The 17,548-nt window shown below is 42.4% G+C and carries 16 protein-coding genes; 7 read left to right on the forward strand and 9 right to left on the reverse strand.

Annotated elements, in window-relative coordinates; translation table 11 throughout:
* Positions 1–71: 71 nt before the first annotated feature.
* The 3 genes from rsfS to A7P54_RS02200 all read left to right on the forward strand — a co-directional run bounded on the left by rsfS (position 72) and on the right by A7P54_RS02200 (position 2,272).
* The gene (gene rsfS / locus A7P54_RS02190; protein ID WP_004655709.1) at positions 72–470 is read left to right on the forward strand and encodes a ribosome silencing factor; all 399 of its coding nucleotides are present in this window, start codon (positions 72–74) and stop codon (positions 468–470) included.
* Positions 471–649: 179 nt separating this feature from the next.
* Positions 650–1,270, forward strand: a complete 621-nt coding sequence (locus A7P54_RS02195) for an NUDIX hydrolase N-terminal domain-containing protein (RefSeq protein WP_004804443.1) — start codon at positions 650–652, stop codon at positions 1,268–1,270.
* A gap of 180 nt (positions 1,271–1,450) precedes the next feature.
* On the forward strand, positions 1,451–2,272 hold the full coding sequence (locus A7P54_RS02200; RefSeq protein ID WP_171548516.1) for an SDR family NAD(P)-dependent oxidoreductase: 822 nt from the start codon (positions 1,451–1,453) through the stop codon (positions 2,270–2,272).
* Between the two features lie 60 nt (positions 2,273–2,332).
* Here A7P54_RS02200 and A7P54_RS02205 read toward each other — a convergent pair whose 3' ends face one another.
* Genes A7P54_RS02205 through A7P54_RS02215 form a run of 3 tightly spaced genes read right to left on the reverse strand, consistent with a single transcriptional unit; the run spans position 2,333 to position 5,253 of the window.
* Entirely contained in the window at positions 2,333–3,787 is a 1,455-nt protein-coding gene (locus A7P54_RS02205) for an NAD(P)(+) transhydrogenase (Re/Si-specific) subunit beta (protein WP_171548517.1), read from the reverse strand.
* A 3-nt stretch (positions 3,788–3,790) separates the two neighbouring features.
* Complete coding sequence (locus tag A7P54_RS02210) at positions 3,791–4,114, reverse strand: proton-translocating transhydrogenase family protein (protein ID WP_004655717.1); 324 nt, start codon at positions 4,112–4,114, stop codon at positions 3,791–3,793.
* Between the two features lie 11 nt (positions 4,115–4,125).
* A complete protein-coding gene (locus A7P54_RS02215; RefSeq protein WP_004655720.1) occupies positions 4,126–5,253 on the reverse strand; it encodes a Re/Si-specific NAD(P)(+) transhydrogenase subunit alpha in 1,128 nt (375 codons plus the stop codon).
* A gap of 866 nt (positions 5,254–6,119) precedes the next feature.
* Here A7P54_RS02215 and A7P54_RS02220 point away from each other — a divergent pair.
* The 3 genes from A7P54_RS02220 to dusA all read left to right on the forward strand — a co-directional run bounded on the left by A7P54_RS02220 (position 6,120) and on the right by dusA (position 8,856).
* Complete coding sequence (locus tag A7P54_RS02220) at positions 6,120–6,527, forward strand: Rid family hydrolase (protein WP_171548518.1); 408 nt, start codon at positions 6,120–6,122, stop codon at positions 6,525–6,527.
* A gap of 19 nt (positions 6,528–6,546) precedes the next feature.
* Positions 6,547–7,740: an MFS transporter gene (locus A7P54_RS02225; protein WP_171548519.1), complete on the forward strand. Its 1,194-nt coding sequence runs from the start codon at positions 6,547–6,549 to the stop codon at positions 7,738–7,740.
* 111 nt (positions 7,741–7,851) lie between these two features.
* Positions 7,852–8,856, forward strand: a complete 1,005-nt coding sequence (dusA, locus tag A7P54_RS02230; RefSeq protein ID WP_171548520.1) for a tRNA dihydrouridine(20/20a) synthase DusA — start codon at positions 7,852–7,854, stop codon at positions 8,854–8,856.
* 278 nt (positions 8,857–9,134) lie between these two features.
* Here the strand turns inward: dusA and A7P54_RS02235 are convergent, their stop codons facing one another.
* Complete coding sequence (locus tag A7P54_RS02235; RefSeq protein WP_171548521.1) at positions 9,135–9,614, reverse strand: copper resistance protein NlpE N-terminal domain-containing protein; 480 nt, start codon at positions 9,612–9,614, stop codon at positions 9,135–9,137.
* 669 nt (positions 9,615–10,283) lie between these two features.
* Between A7P54_RS02235 and A7P54_RS02240 the strand changes: the two genes are divergently transcribed.
* Positions 10,284–10,763: a CHAP domain-containing protein gene (locus A7P54_RS02240; protein ID WP_151717064.1), complete on the forward strand. Its 480-nt coding sequence runs from the start codon at positions 10,284–10,286 to the stop codon at positions 10,761–10,763.
* Between the two features lie 13 nt (positions 10,764–10,776).
* Here the strand turns inward: A7P54_RS02240 and A7P54_RS02245 are convergent, their stop codons facing one another.
* From A7P54_RS02245 to A7P54_RS02265, 5 genes are all read right to left on the reverse strand, one after another.
* Positions 10,777–11,547 (reverse strand): tRNA threonylcarbamoyladenosine dehydratase, encoded by a 771-nt coding sequence (locus tag A7P54_RS02245; RefSeq protein WP_171548522.1) that lies wholly within the window; start codon positions 11,545–11,547, stop codon positions 10,777–10,779.
* 61 nt (positions 11,548–11,608) lie between these two features.
* Positions 11,609–12,796 carry an MFS transporter gene (locus A7P54_RS02250; RefSeq protein ID WP_171548523.1) on the reverse strand — a complete coding sequence of 396 codons (1,188 nt, stop codon included), beginning with the start codon at positions 12,794–12,796 and terminating at the stop codon, positions 11,609–11,611.
* A 110-nt stretch (positions 12,797–12,906) separates the two neighbouring features.
* A complete protein-coding gene (gene acnA / locus A7P54_RS02255) occupies positions 12,907–15,663 on the reverse strand; it encodes an aconitate hydratase AcnA (protein WP_171548524.1) in 2,757 nt (918 codons plus the stop codon).
* Between the two features lie 126 nt (positions 15,664–15,789).
* The gene (locus A7P54_RS02260; protein WP_171548525.1) at positions 15,790–16,605 is read right to left on the reverse strand and encodes a TatD family hydrolase; all 816 of its coding nucleotides are present in this window, start codon (positions 16,603–16,605) and stop codon (positions 15,790–15,792) included.
* Positions 16,605–17,519 carry an RsiV family protein gene (locus A7P54_RS02265; RefSeq protein WP_171548526.1) on the reverse strand — a complete coding sequence of 305 codons (915 nt, stop codon included), beginning with the start codon at positions 17,517–17,519 and terminating at the stop codon, positions 16,605–16,607. Before A7P54_RS02265 ends, A7P54_RS02260 begins: the two co-directional genes overlap by 1 nt.
* Positions 17,520–17,548 lie beyond the last annotated feature (29 nt).

Raw genomic sequence — 17,548 nt, forward strand, 5'->3', positions numbered from 1 at the left:
CTAAAATTTGAACTTTTTAGAGAAAAACGGTATATTTGACAATGAGCAATTGTCAGGAAAATATACCCTCTATGAATTTAGAACCATCGCCCAGCGCTTCTAATTCTCACGACCTAAAAATCAAAACAGCGAACAAAGATGTACAAGCGTGCCTAAACGTTGTACATGAAGCTCTCACTGATGTAAAAGCCAAAGATATTCTTGAACTTGACGTAAGTACGATCAGTAATGTTGCCGATGCAATTGTAATTGCAAGCGGTACGTCGACTCGTCACGTCAAAGCCCTTGCAGACAATGTTGCTGATGAAGCACGTAAAGCAGGTTTCCGCCCAATCGGTGTCGAAGGTGAACGCGATGCTGAGTGGATCTTAATCGACCTCGGTTTTGTTGTGGTACATGTGATGTTACCAACCGCGCGTAAGTTCTATGACTTAGAAAGCTTATGGCGTGCGCCCGAATCTGTAGCATAAAGCTCCTCAAAAAAAGCGGCCGAATCGGTCGCTTTTTTTATATGATATACATCAATCAAAAGAGATCTCTAAACACAAGCAAACATAAGCCGACTCAATGCTTACCCCCTACTGCTCGTTGTAAAATTTAATAGCAATGCTAGTATTAAACCCTCTGCTTAATCACAACTAAAAATAAGATGAAAGATTCAACTGAATGGATTGAAACACTCAATAAGATTACAGGATTAGCGCAATCAGGTTTGTACTACAGCAAAGATGTATACGATAAAGAGCGTTATAAGCAACTACTTGATCACGTCCGTACCCTGATTGAATTAAAAGAAATTGATACCTCTCATTTTATCCCAAACGTACTACAAGATATTGGCTATGCAACACCCAAAATCGATGTCCGTGCTGTTGTATTTAAAGACAATAAACTTCTATTAGCCAAAGAAACACAGGACGGCTTATGGTCTATTCCAGGAGGCTGGGCAGACGTTGGATATTCCGCTGCCGAAAATGCGGAAAAAGAAGTTCTTGAAGAAACAGGATTAGAAGTAAAAGCGGTTAAACTCCTCGCGCTCACAGACCGAAGAAAACACCCTCACCCCGCTATGTTCCTGCATGTCTATAAAGCGTTCTTCTGGTGTGAACTGATTGGCGGTGAACTAAAGCCAAGCATCGAAACCTCTGAGGTGGGTTTCTTTGCTAAGGATGAATTACCACCGATTTCGACAGCTCGTGTTACAGAAACACAAATCCACCAATTTTTTGAGTTACTACAAGAATTACCCGAAAATACTTATTTCGACTAACGTTCAATTCTGAAACCCATCAAAAAACATAATCCCCAAAAACAACATCTTTGCTATCTAAGGACTAGCAAATACCAATCATCTCCCATCTTTAAATTTGACATGACAAATTGTCAAAATTGCAGCACTATACAGATTCTTGCAATCTCACTAAGAAATAGCATAACTGGAGTACAGGAAGTGAAAATACTGATTACAGGTGCCAATACAGGCATTGGTTTTGCCACAGCAGAACAATTGGTCAAACAAGGGCAACACGTGATTCTGGCTTGCCGAAACCCTCAGAAGGCACAACAAGCACAAAACAAATTACGTGCACTCGATCAGGGACAAGTTGACCTCATCTCCCTCGACCTCAACAGCCTTGAACTGACTCGAAAAGCAGCGGATGACATCGCAGATCGTTATGGTAATCTGAATGTATTGATCAACAATGCGGGATTATTTGCTAAAACCAAACAACTGACTGCTGATGGTTTTGAGCAACAGTTTGGTGTCAATTATCTCGGTCATTTTCTATTGACCCAAAAACTGCTTCCCGTTTTAAAACAATCGCCTCAAGCACGTATCGTCCATTTAGCCTCAATTGCACATTGGGCCGGCTCAATCAAACCCAATAAATTCCGTGCAGAAGGTTTTTATAATCCGCTGTTCTATTATGGACAATCCAAACTCGCGAATTTACTGCTCAGCAATGCATTGGCAGAACAACTGGCAGATAGTTCAATTACCAATAATGCGCTACACCCAGGTGGCGTCGCTTCCGATATCTATCGCGACTTGCCTAAGCCTGTCTACGCCGCGATGAAACTCGGCTTAGTCCCTACTTCTGTTCCAGCAAACCTGATTACCCAAATGGCAATTGGCGATGAATGGAAAAATCGTAATGGAGAGTATGTCAGTGCGCATATGCCAGATTGGAAATCTTCACATGCCAAAAATCAGCAATTGGCACGGGATCTATATCAACAATCTATGCAACTAGTCGAAAAGTTTCTTTAAAAATAAGCCAAATAAAAAAGCCACCCGAGGGTGGCTTTTACAATCTTGATTGAGGTCAGATTAGTGACCACCACCATTGATTGCTTTGGTCATGTCTTCTACAACTTTCTTGGCATCACCAAAGATCATCATGGTTTTTTCATTGTAGAACAAGTCATTGTCTAAGCCAGCATAACCCGTCGCCATAGAGCGCTTGATCACCATAATGGTACGTGCTTTATGCGCTTCAAGAATCGGCATACCATAAATCGGTGAAGTCGGATCGTCTTTCGCCGCAGGGTTCACAACGTCGTTTGCACCAATCACTAGTACCACGTCTGTTGCAGGGAAATCTGAGTTGATCTCATCCATTTCCAAGATGTCTTCATAAGCAACATCTGCTTCAGCTAACAATACGTTCATGTGACCAGGCATACGACCAGCAACTGGGTGAATCGCGAAGCGAACTTTTACGCCCTGCTCTTTCAAGATTTCACATAATTCTTTAACCGCATTCTGTGCACGACCTTGCGCCATACCATAACCCGGTACAATCACAACGCTGTCTGCATTTGACATCAGGAAGCCTGCGTCATCTGCTGAACCAGAGCGGTGGTTACGTTGAACTTGCTCACCCTTATCTGCTGATGCAACTGCTGCACCACCCATTGCACCACCAAACAAAACGTTGATGATTGAACGGTTCATCGCCTTACACATGATGTAAGAAAGAATCGCACCAGATGAACCTACAAGCGAACCAGCAACGATCAACATATTGTTTTCAAGTGTGAAACCAATACCTGCCGCAGCCCAACCAGAGAAAGAGTTCAAAAGTGAGACCACAACTGGCATATCACCACCACCGACTGGCGCAATCCATACCCAGCCAAATGCAAGTGCAAATGCTGTCATTGCCCAGAATGCAGTCATATTACCCGTAGTGAAGAAGTAGAAACCACATGCAAGCATCGCAATAAAGATGGTTGCTTGAACGGGTTTAACCCATGCACCCGAAATTGTTTTTGCCCACTTCTTCGCAGCCAATTTACCGTAAGCAAATACAGATGCAGTAAATGTGATCGCACCCACGAAGCAGCCAACAAACAATTCAAATAAATGAACTGAACTCATATGTGCATGTTGAACACCAGCAGCCGTTAATGCCGCCTCGTTTTGTTCAAATAATGCAGTAAGTTGGTTGTTGTGCAGAATCGCCGCAATTGCAATCAATACCGCAGCCAAACCGACAAGAGAGTGCATCAACGCAACCGTCTCAGGCATTTGTGTCATTGGCACTGTTTTCGCACGTGCGATACCAACTACAGCACCCAATACCATTGCGCCACCGATCATCCAAACAACAGGATGTTCAGCAACAAAGAAGGTCGTTACTACTGCAATCGCCATTGCGATCATACCGTAGCGATTACCTGCAATTGCAGTCTTAGGACCAGACAAGCCACGTAAAGTTAAGATAAAGAGGACAGCACCAATCAGGTAGAACCAATCCGCATAGTCTCGAATGAATTCCATTGCTTAGCCCTCTTTTTTCTTTTGCTTCGGCTTGAACATTTCAAGCATACGAGCAGTTACAGCAAAGCCACCGAAGATGTTGATACTTGCCAAGAACACAGCAATCGCACCAAGGATACTCACCACGTTTACACTTTGGAATGCAACGTTAGCATCTACACCAATCGCAGGCATACCCACTGTTTGGATCATCGCGCCAACCACAATAATGGAAGACAACGCATTAGTTACCGCCATTAATGGTGTATGTAACGCAGGCGTTACCCCCCACACCACATAATAACCAACGAAGATGGCAAGGACGAAAATTGTAATCGTTTCAACCATGAGAACTCTCCTTAACCGCGCTTGAGCAGTACTTGACCGCCATGAGTCACGAGTAACGCTTTTTGGATTTCATCTTCTTGATTGATCGCAAAGGCTTTGTCTTTGTCGAATAATGTCTCAAGGAAGTTAAAAACGTTACGTGCATACAGTGCAGATGCTTCAGTCGCAACTGTGCCTGGAATATTTGGAATACCCAAAATTTTCACGCCATTTTCAGTTGTGACTGTTTCGCCTTCTTTAGAACCTTCAACGTTACCACCGGTCTCAACTGCCATATCTAAAATGACAGAACCCGGTTTCATTTTGGCAACGGTTTCAGCTTTAATTAAACGCGGAGCATTACGACCTGGAATCAATGCAGTGGTGATTACGATGTCAGCATTTGATACAGCTTTATCTACAATCGCAGCTTGATCTTTGATGTATTGCTCACCCGGCTGCCAACCATAACCGCTTTTCGCAGCTTCAGCAGCACGTTGTTTTTCCTCATCGGACATTGGCACGTCTAGCCATTTGCCGCCTAGAGATTCAACTTGCTCTTTTGCGGTCGGACGTAAGTCTGTTGCTTCCACAACAGCACCTAAACGTTTCGCAGTCGCAATCGCTTGAAGACCTGCAACACCAACACCCATAATCACAACACGTGCAGGTTTTACAGTACCTGCAGCCGTCATTAACATTGGGAACATACGTTGATATTCAGCCGCAGCTAACAATACAGACTTATAACCCGCCAAGTTTGCTTGAGAAGAAAGTACGTCCATGTTTTGTGCGCGTGATAGCGTACGTGGCAGTAATTCCAATGCAAAAGCAGACACTTGCTGAGTTGCAAACTGGTCTAATTCTGGATTGCGGTAAGGGTCAAACATTGCAATTACAGTCGTATTCGCCGCAAGCTTTTGAATTTCGTCACCTTTAGGGGCACGTACCTTCAAAATAATTTGGCTGCCTGTATATGCATCGTCCGTAATGGTTGCGCCAACTTGTTCATAAGCACTGTCAATGTATGCAGCTTTAACACCAGCACCACGTTGAATGACAATACTATGACCTGCGTTAATCAACTTCTTAACTGTTTCTGGTGTAGCCGCTACACGACTTTCACCTGCAACAGTTTCGGTTGGGATTCCGATCTGCATGAGCGTTCCTCAAGCTAGTTTTTCTTAAGTAAACATCGCCAAGAGCAATGTTTCCCCCAGGAGTATTCTTTGTAGAAATTTGGATTCTAATGGAACTTTTTTAAATTTCCACCCAATATTTATTTAATAAATACCTATATTTTGAACTGATGATTCACATTTATATTTAGAGCTTGTATGATCCGCAGGTTTGCCTTTTGATCGAACAACGCAGATCTTTCATCTCTTCTTCACATACAAATCTGACCGCTTACGCACTGAATCAGTTCATTTCTATACTGTTCCCTTCCTGATTTGGACGATCACAGCGGTATCTATTCAACATCTCTACCTCTCATCCTGATCATCAGGAGCGTTTAACCAAATCCATTTTCATCGACTTTGGTTATTTCTTTGACGCTCTACCAATGTATTGGTTGAATCGGCATCATAATCATGCAGTTGTGGCGAGGGATTGGCTTCTCTGAACTTTTATTGGTCTTTTCGGCGAGTTTTTATCTGACAATTTATAACAAGCCATCAAAGAGTGAGAATAAAAGATGATTTTTGCTTATCAGTAAATCTGAATTAGATGAAGTTAGTTGCTCAGAAAAATTTAAAAGAATGAAAAAAACTTAAATAGGCATTTTTTCAAGTGATATTTGTATGGTTTTGTCTAGCAAAAGCTGCTTTATTGCACAATATTGGTGCAAATATTAAACACCCACTCAATCCATCTCTTCAATTTAATTTTTTAAAAACCCAAATGCTGAGAAATCGCTCATTTATTCTGACTTCTGCTGGCTTTAGGTTCAAAATATTCTTGACCTCAAGTTAGATTGAGCTTTGATACTGAGTCATCTCCATCTTCAATGTGATGTGTCACGATGAAACCGACATTTAAAATGATCAATCCCAGTGAACTTTATGATCCACACAGTAATGGCTATAGTCATGTAAGCATTGTTCCACCCAATATGCGTACCATTCATATTGCCGGTCAGGGTGGTGAAAATAAAAATGGTGAGCTTTCTAAAGATTTTGACCAACAGGTACAACAAGTCTTCTATAATATTCAACACGCTTTAACTTCAGCACAAGCACAACTATCAGACATTGCGGTTTTACGGATATTGGTGGTTGATCACAATGCGGAGAAACTTCAAATCTTGGCTAAAACCATACAACACTTATGGTCGCAACAAGCTTATCCAGTCTGTACCCTTATTCCTGTATCAGGTTTGGCATTAGTAGGGATGCAAATTGAAGTTGAAGCAACCGCCTATACCGCATAAACCAGTGATAGAGAAAATTATGTCTGCCCCTCAAGATATTAGTCAAAATAAAACCTTACTTTGGTTTATGGCTGCAGCATGTGGTTTATGTGCGGGTGCCAACTATTATAGTCAGCCTTTGATTCACTCAATTCAGCAATATTTTGCAGTGACTGAAGGTCAAGCAGCGCTCACGGTAACCTTTGCTCAAGTCTCTTATGCACTTGGCCTACTGTTTATTGTCCCAATGGGTGACGTGGTCAATAAGACTAAATTCATTCCTTTATTGATGGTGTTATGTGCTGTTGGCCTATTTATTAGTGCTTTCTCCATCAACTTACCTATGCTTTGGCTCGGTACGGTCATGGCTGGACTATTCTCAGTTGCTGCACAGGTATTGATTCCGCTTGCCACCATGACAGTGAAGCCCGAAAAAACGGGGGAAGTGATTGGTTTCTTGATGAGTGGCTTACTGGTCGGTATTTTACTCTCAACCAGCCTAGCAGGCCTGTTTTCTAATCTGTTCCATTGGAAAGTCATTTATGTGGTCAGTGGCATGCTCATGCTGATCTTGGCCTATGCACTGAAAAGCCGCTTACCTTATGCCATGCGCATGAAAATGAATTATGGGCAAGTCTTTGTCTCCATGGCGCAGTTACTCAAGCAAGAGAAACGCTTAGTTTTACGTGCGCTTGCAGGCGGTTTTGCTTTCGCTGCGGTCAGTATTCTATATTCAACGATCGCACTACTGTTGACTTCGGCACACCATCTGCAAGATCTGTTGATTGGTATGGTGCCTTTGGTCGGGATCTTGGGTGCGCTCTCTACGCAATATATCGGTAAATATGCAGATCAAGGCTATACCAGCCAATTAACTTGGATGGGTTGTGCTTTATTTATCTTGAGCTGGATCTGCTTCTATTTTGGGCAAACCGTGTTACTCAGTTATATCCTCGGCTTTGCATTGATTCAGTTGGCATTGGCCTTAGTCCATACCAGCAATCAGAGTGTGATTTTCCGATTACGTCCTGATGCAAAATCCCGTATCAATGCCATTTATATGACTGCCTACTTTACTGGTGGTGCATGTGGTTCGGCACTCGGCATTTTTGCCTGGAATCACGGCGGTTGGAGCATGACCTGTTTGGCTGGAATCAGTCTGGTCTTTGCCTGTATGTTGTTTAGTTTCTTCGACCATCTTTTGACGAAGAGAAGCAATATGCTCACCTCCTAGATATTCATCCGTATAGTGAAAATTGAAGTGACGGGATCAGCATTGGTGAATTGATCACAAAACTCGTATAATGCTGCCCTTTCTTTGCTTGTCCACATCCGAGATCCGTTTATGCAATCACTTGAATCATTAAAGCCACGTATTTCCGTCGCGCCGATGATGGATTGGACAACAAAAGACTATCGTTTCTTTGCTCGCCTGTTTAATCCCAATGTGGTGCTCTATACCGAAATGGTGACCACAGGTGCAATTATTTATGGCGGTGCCAATCGTCATCTCGACTTCAATCAACAAGAACAGCCAATTGTGCTGCAACTCGGTGGCTCCAATCCACAAGAGTTGGCCACCTGTACCAAAATGGCTGAAGACTGGGGTTATAACGAAGTCAATTTAAACGTAGGCTGCCCAAGTGATCGTGTACAAAATAATAAAATTGGTGCATGCCTAATGGCTGAACCCAATCTGGTGGCTGAATGTATTCACAGTATGCAAAAAGCTGTTTCAATTCCGGTGACGGTAAAACATCGTATCGGGATTGATGACATGCACTCCTATGAAGAAATGCTACATTTTGTCGATACGGTAGCAGCAACAGGTTGTACCCATTTTATCGTACATGCGCGTATTGCTATCTTGCAGGGTTTATCTCCAAAAGAGAACCGTGAAGTTCCACCCTTGCGCTATGAAGATGTCTATCGTCTTAAACAAGAACGTCCGCACCTTACCATTGAGATTAACGGCGGCATTAAAACCTTTGAAGAAACACAGCAACATTTACAGCATGTTGATGGGGTGATGATTGGTCGTGAGGCTTATCACAATCCGTATTTATTGGCAGAGATGGGCCAACTCTGGAATTTGGAAGCACCTGATCGTTTTGAGATCATGCAGCAAATGATGCCTTATATTCATCAACGTGTGGCCGAAGGCGCACCGCTTTCAATTATCACCCGTCATATTCTGGGCTTATTTCAAAACTTGCCGGGCGCACGTAAATGGCGTCAAGCGCTGAGTGGCGGTAATGCCAAAACCATCACTGATATTGAACATGCTATTCAAAATATTCAGACCGCAATCCAACGTACCGAAGATTATATAAAAGAACATCAAAACTAATTTGATCTGCTAAACATAACTTTTCTGCATAGGAACATGGCGCAATCCGCTATGTTCCACCACCACTGAGCTTGCGATAACCTAAAAGTCTCACCAATCACTTGAGCTTAACCACTTAAACTCATGGTTATGCTCAAGCGTAATTTCGCAATTACATCTTCCAGAAGCAACCAAAATTGATGTCCCTTGAGGGCAGGACTTGTCGATCTAGAAAAAATGTAAAAATGTGCAGGTTGTCGGCATGCGATGACACCCTTTCAATATAAACATAACCAAAGTTAAGCTTTCTTAGCTAACTGGAACTCTTCATAAGAATCAAAAGGCATTTGTGTTTTTGTATCAATGATTTCCATTAGTTCATCACCTAGCATAATCATATTCCGAGTGGGAACACCTTGTAGCTGAATCTTTAACTGATCATGATCTAGAAACTTAAATTGTCCTGCATAAATTTTAGCTGGGCTATTATCATTATTATTGCTTTGTTCCAAGACAAAGGTTTGATCTGCGTTGATTTTAAGATCAATTCCTGTACCCAAACAGCCATCACAACTGGTTATGCAAGTCGCACATGGAACCACGCCAGAATAATGCCCGACCCATGCCTTAAGCTCAGGATGATTGACGAAATGTTGCTTATTTGAGTGTATATCTGACGTTTGTGCTTGCGTATTGCCTTGATTTTTTGCCTCATTTGACTGTGAACATCCCAAACTGATACTGGCAAAAACAAAGGAAGTCAGCAATGTCCTTTTCATATAGGATTTCTCTCAAACTCAATATTTACATTCATCGCAGCCTCAACATAACGCGGCGCATCACTATACGTTCAGGAATGGTGCCATGGCAAGTACTGCAATACTGATGTCAGTCAAAGGAATATTTTTAGATTTTATGCCAAAAGCAGTCTTACGAAATGGCTCTGTTTTTTATTCAGAAGAAGGTGATTGATATTAAAGTATTCACCATCAAGCATCGCAATATTGAACTGAATATTTTAAACACTCAGCTATTCAAAACAAAATCTTTGATATATCGCTGAATTCATTTCACTATACTGATGAAGATTAGAAGATTTCGCAGGACGGAGCAATTCAAACAACTCACCCTGTATCATGATATTAAACAGAAACTTATATAAAAACTATGCATCAAAGCAGATCTAATACCCACTCCAATATGTCTATTTTTTAATCAAAAATGAAATATAATCTTACAAATCATTTTATCTAAACTAATCAACCAACAACTTACTGATAATGAAAAAGATTCTTAAATAGCAATTTCGCTAAGTGATCTTTATATCCGCTCAAATGTTATATTATTACGTTACATTTCAGTTTTTTTAAGATTTATCGCTTACTATGGGCGCCGTAATAAATTCTGGCACACGTTCAGTTGTTTTGAAAATGCGGTAGAGATTCACAATGATTTATGATGTACCTTCAGTTGATCACAGTATGATTCACCCACCTTCGCAACAGGTGGTTATTCCTTATCGAGAAATGCCGAAGCCTGCATTAGAGCCAGCCATTGATGTCAGTAAGTTCTCTCAAAAGTTGGCTAAAAGAGCGTCTTATCGTAGCTCATCACAATGTGCCAAATTTGTCAGAATCGCTTTACAGTCAGCAGGTGCTAAAATTGTACAACACCCTGTTGCAGCATCAGACTGGGGACGCACCTTACAGCAAATTGGTTATCAGAAAATCAATCCTGAGTTTAACAACCCGCAACCAGGTGATATTTACATTATCCACCGCACTAAAAAGCATCGCTATGGGCACATTGCAGGCTTTACCGGTTCACAATGGGTGTCTGACTATAAGCAAACCAGCTATGACGTTTATAAAGACCCGAATGTGACGTATAGCTATTACCGCTTAGCACCACAGTATCCGCAGGCTTAATTTATTGGGGCAATTATTTCAGCCCTGATTTTTTATCCAGCTTTTTTAAGACTTCAGCCACTGCCACCATGGCAAAGCTTGAAGTCACCACCACCGCCGAACCATATCCCCCGCAGCGTAGACCCGCACTTGGGCAAACATCTGCACTAGAAAATGGGTTATCGATCGAATACACGCAAGTAATGCCGAATTTCTCTTTTGGTTTTTTACAAATTCCCATGGAACGCAATTGGGTACGTAACTTTGCCAACATTGGGTCTTGTTCGGTTTTGGACAAATCTGCGACACGAATCTTCAGTGGATCAAGTTTACCACCTGCACCACCCGAAACAATTAACGGGATTTTGTTAAAACGACAATGCAGCATCAAGGCAAGTTTGGCTTTGACGTCATCAATGCAATCCAAAACAATGCTTGGCACTGGATTTAGAATCTCTTTGACATTTTCAGGCGTAAGGTAATCATCAATCACGTTTACTTTCATACGTGGATTGATCTGGCGACAACGCTCCGCCATCACTTCAATTTTTTCTTGTCCGAGTGTCGAGCTCATCGCAGGTAATTGACGGTTAATATTCGATGCGGCCACCACATCCATATCGACTAAGGTCAGTTCACCAATCCCTGTCCGCGCCAGTGCCTCAACCGCCCAACTGCCGACGCCACCAATCCCAATCACCATGACATGACTGTGTTCGTAATGCGAAAAGGCATTTTCTCCATAAATTTTGGCGACACCAACAAAACGGCGCTCATATTCATCATTTACAGGAACATCGGTCATAACAGTCGTGGTCTATCTTTTAAATCAAAGCACTATTTTACCGTGTTTAACTGGTTTTAGGTTAGCCCACTGAAACTTTACTTGATGGTTGATCTCGACGAATTAAAATCACCAACAAGATAAAAACGATCAGACTCATGCATAAAGCCAACAGGTTTGCATTGATCCATCCGAGGCTACTCAAAATCGGTGCAGGTAAAAATGCCCCTAATGTTGCAAACAAAGCAATTCCTGTTTCATTGATGCCTTGGACTCGATGTTTTTGCTGCTCGTTAAGACCGGCTAACAAGGTTGATGCACCTGAATAAGCAAAATTCCAGCCCACGCCCAACACGATCAAGGCAGCATTAATATAGATGCCGACCTGTCCAAACATTGGAATTAAAGACGATAGCATCAACAAAGCAAAACCAACATAAATCGTGGTATGCGTTCCCCAGCTTTGTATCAGCTTTGACACAAAGAAGGATGGAATAAACATGGCCAGCACATGTAGCTGAATCGAGATCGAAGCATAATGAAATGAGTGATGTTCCTTGAGATGCAAGGAGGACATAATCATCATGACATTCATAATATAGTAGGAAAATGCACCGCTGATCACCGCAGCAATAATCAAAGTACTTGGCAGTTTGCTACGCTGGGTTGGTTCAATTAGCACCTGCTGTGTTTGCTGGCGTTGAAATTTTTTGTTCCATAGATACAAAGTCGGAGAGAGCAACAAGGCCAAGACACTAAAGATGAAATAGATCGCAGTGAAATCGGGTAAGCCTGCTACCTGTTGAAACTGAATTGCCAATATCGGTGCAATAATTGCTGCAATCACCCCACCCGAAATCACCATCGCCGTGGCTTTTGGAATTAAATCTGTTGCCAGCCGATCAGAGGCCGCAAATCGATAAAAATTCGCAGTTGAGATAAATAAACCCAATGAAAAATGGCTCAGGCACAATAAATAGAATTGTTGCTGCTGTAGGGCCAAATAACCGAGAACACCGGCAAAGAAAAGACAGATGCAACCAAACTGGAAAACCAAATGCCGGCCAAGCTTTTTCATTAGAAAAGAAAAAATAAAAGTGGTTAGTAGCATCGCTAAAAACTGCAAACCATACGGAACAGTAGCCAAAGCCTGAGTTGGCGCTAACTTTAACCCCACAATTGCAGCCACGGTAACAGACAACACCGCAGCAATTAAGTTAAAGGCCTGTGCAACCAAGAGATAATAAACATAGCGTGGTAACTGATTCAAAGCCTTTATCCAATTTAGTCGGGCCTGACTACCTTAACGCTGAATGTTTGAAATTCAAACAAAAAAAGATGAAAGACCAGCTTTCATCTTTGATTTAAGTATGTGTTTCGTTATGCAGCAATCAGATTGCGTAATACATAATGCAAGATACCACCTGCTTTAAAGTATTCCACCTCATTCAAGGTATCAATGCGGCATAACACTTTAAACTGGTCTTGACTGCCATCTTCTCGCTGTACCTGAATATCCAGCGTTTGATGCGGTTGGATATCATCAGATAATCCATGAATCGACAATACTTCACGGCCAGTGAGGTTCAAGGATTGACGGGTTTTTCCATCTATAAACTGTAATGGCAAGACGCCCATACCGACCAGATTCGAACGATGAATCCGTTCAAAACTTTCAGCAATGACCGCTTTAACGCCTAAGAGATTGGTCCCTTTTGCCGCCCAGTCTCGTGATGAACCTGTTCCATATTCCTTACCTGCAATAATCAGCAACGGTGTTTGCTGTTGCTGGTACAACATGGATGCATCATAGATGGCCAGCTTTTCACCCGTTGGAATAAAGATGGTATTGCCACCTTCTTCACCACCCAGCATTTCGTTCTTGATTCTGATATTGGCAAAGGTCCCGCGCATCATCACTTCATGATTACCACGTCGAGAACCATAGGAGTTGAAATCTTTTGGCTCAACCCCCTGCTGCTGTAAATAGCGTCCTGCTGGACTGTCTTTCTTGATATTCCCTGCTGGAGAGATATGATCGGTGGTAACTGAGTCGCCCAATACCGCCAAAATACGTGCCTGTTCAATATTGCGAATGGCCTTCGGAGGCTGATTAATTTCCTCAAAAAATGGCGGATGGCGAATATAAGTCGAATTATCTTGCCACGCATAAGTTTGGCTTTGTGGAATCTGAATCGCCTGCCAAGTTGCATCACCGTCAAACACTGCAGCATATTCCTTATGGAACATATCGGTATTCACTTTTTGCAGTACTTGATCAATTTCAAACTGACTTGGCCAAATGTCTTTCAAATAAACATCTTGTCCATTTTGATCTTGCCCAATTGGTTGCGTGGTTAAATCAGTACGAATATTCCCCGCCAAACCATAAGCCACCACCAATGGCGGTGAAGCCAACCAGTTGGTTTTTACCAATGGATGGACACGTCCCTCAAAGTTACGGTTACCTGAAAGCACCGAAGCCACATTCAGATCATGGCACTGAATTGCTTCTTCAATCGGTTCAGGTAAAGGCCCAGAGTTACCAATACAGGTGGTACAACCATAACCGACCAAGTTATAGCCCAACTCATCCAAGTACGGTGTTACACCTGCCGCAGCCAGATAATCAGTGACCACTTTAGAGCCCGGAGCCAGTGAGCTTTTCACCCATGGTTTGCGTTGCAGACCTTTTTCAATTGCTTTTTTAGCCAATAGCCCCGCAGCTAACATCACACTTGGATTGGAAGTGTTGGTACATGAGGTAATCGCGGAAATCACCACATCACCATCCTTCAATGGATACGATTTTCCATCAATGGTACAAGCAGGTTCTTCATGTGCTAAATTCGCTTTCTTGGCTTCAACAGCCGTACCTCCGCCGCCTTCATTCTCTAAACGTTCTTTGGCTTCTTTCGCAGGTTTTAAATTCAGCTCCATCAATGCATTAAATGTTTTTGGTACATCAGCCAACAAAACCCGATCTTGTGGACGTTTTGGCCCAGCCAGACTGGCTTGTACGGTACTCATATCCAGACTCAAGGTATCGGTAAATACAGGTTCATCGCCTGCATGACGCCACAAGCCTTGTTGTTTACTATAGGCATCGACTAAATCTATACGTTCTTGTTTGCGGCCAGTTAGGGCTAAATATCCCAATGTCACATCATCAATCGGGAAGAAACCACAGGTTGCCCCATATTCAGGTGCCATATTGGCAATGGTCGCACGATCAGCCAATGGTAAATCAGCCAAACCATCGCCATAAAATTCAACAAATTTACCCACTACACCTTTTTGACGCAGCATTTGGGTAATGGTCAGAACCAAATCGGTCGCAGTAATGCCTTCATTCAATTTACCTGTGAGTTTGAATCCAATCACTTCTGGAATCAACATGGATACAGGCTGCCCGAGCATGGCTGCTTCGGCTTCAATACCACCCACACCCCAACCGAGAACACCCAATCCATTGATCATGGTTGTATGTGAATCTGTACCCACCAAGGTATCTGGAAAGGCAAAAACCTGACCTTCATCATCACCTAACCAGACCGCTTGCGCTAAGTATTCTAAATTGACTTGGTGACAAATCCCTGTACCAGGTGGCACCACACTAAAATTATTAAATGCAGATTGTCCCCAACGCAGGAATTGATAACGCTCACCATTGCGTTGCATTTCAATTTCAACATTCTCGGCAAAGGCATTTTCATCAGCAAAATGATCAACCATCACCGAATGGTCAATCACCAAATCCACAGGAGATAAAGGATTGATGAGGTTAGGATCACCGCCTGCTTGAGACATTGCGGCACGCATCGCAGCCAGATCGACCACTGCAGGAACACCAGTGAAATCCTGCATTAACACCCGTGCAGGGCGATACTGAATTTCCTCATCAGAACTTTTGGTTTTCTGCCAATCAACCAAGGCCTGAATATGCTCCACTTTTACACTTTTTTGATCTTCAAAACGGAGTAAATTTTCTAGCAAAACCTTTAAAGACTTTGGCAATTTATCAATATTGCCAAGTGTTTCAGCTGCTCGCGCTAAACTATAGATTTGATAGGATGTCGAACCGACGGTGAGTGTTTGTAATGCATTGAAACTATTGATTTTGCTATATCTGGCCATAAGGTTACCCTCCCAGTATTGGCTGATTTGTTTATTATCAAATTGTTCTTTTAATGTACCCCTGTTTAGAAAAGCATGTGTTCCCTTTTAGTATCTTATTTTTAACGAGATTATTTGCTTATTCTCTTAAAATTTAAGTCGCAACGCAGCCAATGAGTTTTTCCATAATTGTGCAGCCAGCTGCAACTCAGGCTGGTCAAGGGTCTGAGCCAAACTTTCCAGAACATAGGGTAGGTTGACTGGGGTATTACGTGTGCGATGCTCGGTTGAAGTTTGGCAACACAACGGCGTCATATCTGGACAATCTGTTTCAATCACCAAATTTTCACTGCCTATCGCTTGTACCACTTGATGCAGTTTTTTGGCATTTGGATTGGTGATTTGTCCTGTCACCCCAATTTTAAAGCCCAGTTTAACCAAGGCTTTGGCTTCTTCGACGCCACCACTAAACGCATGGGCAATGCCACCTAATTTGAATTTTTGTGTTTTTAAAATGGCAATGGTTTCTGCATGCGCCTTACGGATATGTAATAACACAGGCTTTTGATATTGAGTTGCCAATACAAGTTGCTCAATAAAATAATGTTGTTGCTTGGCAAACAGTTCGGGCTGTTTATGCTGTTTTAAAAAAGTATCTAAACCGATTTCACCTACAGCCACACAGTCATGCTGCTGTAAGACTTGCTCAAGTCGCTGCAAATGTTCTGGCTGATGTTGTTCGATATAAAAAGGATGCAAGCCAGGTGCCAGATAAGAAGTCGGCACCTTGTCCCAAGCGTGTAATTGTTGATGGGTGTGGATCAGTTCATCGAATCGAGATTCAACAAAACCGATTAACACCAAAGCATCGACCCCAACCTGTTTTGCTTGTTCAGCCAAATGTTGCCGATCATGATCAAAATCGGCAACATCAAAATGGGTATGGGTATCGAACAGTTGCATTAACTTTGACTTGGCGTACTTGCAGCGGGGGTAGACGCTGCTGGTGGATCAATTTTTGGCAAATATTCAGGTTTTAACACGCCTTGCAACTCACTGAATGGAATCACCAAACGTGGTAAACCAACCACATAAGGACCAATCTCATATTCGCCATATTGCAGGATTAAACCCTGCTCACCCAGAAGGAAATTATCGGTGACTTGGAAAGGCCAAGCCTGTTCATACTCCTTCGGATCTGTTGCAAGTTTGGAATCGACAATCCATGTTTTAAACGCCTCATGTGCCAATTTGTCTAAACTCGCTTTTTGCTTCGGCAACAATAAGTCGTGTAGCTGCACCTGTTTTTGAGTGGTTAAATCAAAGTTGTAATAGCGTTGTGAAGTCGAGCCATGTGCCCCACCCAAATAACTACTGCTATTCAACACTACGGTTGCCAATGTTCCTTTCGGTTGTAAAATCTTTGGCTTAATCATCAAGCTGATCTGATGACTACTACTGAGCGCTTTTAACTCTTCGTCAATTTTAACAAAGGCATTGGCATAAGCTTGTGCCTGAGCATCCAAACTGGATTTATCTTCGGCAGTCTTCGGCACCGAGGCAGCAGAAGCATCGACATCGACCACATCTAAAATCTTACCCAGTTGTTCAAGAATTTGCTGATCCAGTAATTGATCAATAAACGGGAAATTACTTTGTAATCGTTCAACGGTAAAATCAGGGCAGGTATTGCCTTTACACTCAGGTAAATTCACCTGTAACTTCGCCGTTTCACCGCGTAAAATTGGCTCGGCAGTTTGCTGTACCGTTGGCGGATCGGCCGGTTTATCCTGTGATTCTTTAGGCTCTGATTTCGGCTGGCAAGCGGCAAGCAGAATTGCACATGCGAGAACGCTAAATTTAGAAATTGTTTTCATTTAAAACCTATCAGCATTGTTATTACACA

Source organism: Acinetobacter sp. Ac_3412 (genome assembly GCF_013072675.1).
In the GTDB taxonomy this organism is placed as follows: domain Bacteria; phylum Pseudomonadota; class Gammaproteobacteria; order Pseudomonadales; family Moraxellaceae; genus Acinetobacter; species Acinetobacter higginsii.

Excerpts from the sequence above, each read along its gene's own strand:
- rsfS (WP_004655709.1), top strand. The coding sequence starts at position 72 with ATGAATTTAGAACCATCGCCCAGCGCTTCTAATTCTCACGACCTAAAA.
- A7P54_RS02195 (WP_004804443.1), top strand. The coding sequence starts at position 650 with ATGAAAGATTCAACTGAATGGATTGAAACACTCAATAAGATTACAGGA.
- A7P54_RS02205 (WP_171548517.1), bottom strand. The coding sequence starts at position 3,787 with ATGGAATTCATTCGAGACTATGCGGATTGGTTCTACCTGATTGGTGCT.
- A7P54_RS02210 (WP_004655717.1), bottom strand. The coding sequence starts at position 4,114 with ATGGTTGAAACGATTACAATTTTCGTCCTTGCCATCTTCGTTGGTTAT.
- A7P54_RS02215 (WP_004655720.1), bottom strand. The coding sequence starts at position 5,253 with ATGCAGATCGGAATCCCAACCGAAACTGTTGCAGGTGAAAGTCGTGTA.
- A7P54_RS02220 (WP_171548518.1), top strand. The coding sequence starts at position 6,120 with ATGAAACCGACATTTAAAATGATCAATCCCAGTGAACTTTATGATCCA.
- A7P54_RS02225 (WP_171548519.1), top strand. The coding sequence starts at position 6,547 with ATGTCTGCCCCTCAAGATATTAGTCAAAATAAAACCTTACTTTGGTTT.
- dusA (WP_171548520.1), top strand. The coding sequence starts at position 7,852 with ATGCAATCACTTGAATCATTAAAGCCACGTATTTCCGTCGCGCCGATG.
- A7P54_RS02235 (WP_171548521.1), bottom strand. The coding sequence starts at position 9,614 with ATGAAAAGGACATTGCTGACTTCCTTTGTTTTTGCCAGTATCAGTTTG.
- A7P54_RS02240 (WP_151717064.1), top strand. The coding sequence starts at position 10,284 with ATGATTTATGATGTACCTTCAGTTGATCACAGTATGATTCACCCACCT.
- A7P54_RS02245 (WP_171548522.1), bottom strand. The coding sequence starts at position 11,547 with ATGACCGATGTTCCTGTAAATGATGAATATGAGCGCCGTTTTGTTGGT.
- acnA (WP_171548524.1), bottom strand. The coding sequence starts at position 15,663 with ATGGCCAGATATAGCAAAATCAATAGTTTCAATGCATTACAAACACTC.
- A7P54_RS02260 (WP_171548525.1), bottom strand. The coding sequence starts at position 16,605 with ATGCAACTGTTCGATACCCATACCCATTTTGATGTTGCCGATTTTGAT.
- A7P54_RS02265 (WP_171548526.1), bottom strand. The coding sequence starts at position 17,519 with ATGAAAACAATTTCTAAATTTAGCGTTCTCGCATGTGCAATTCTGCTT.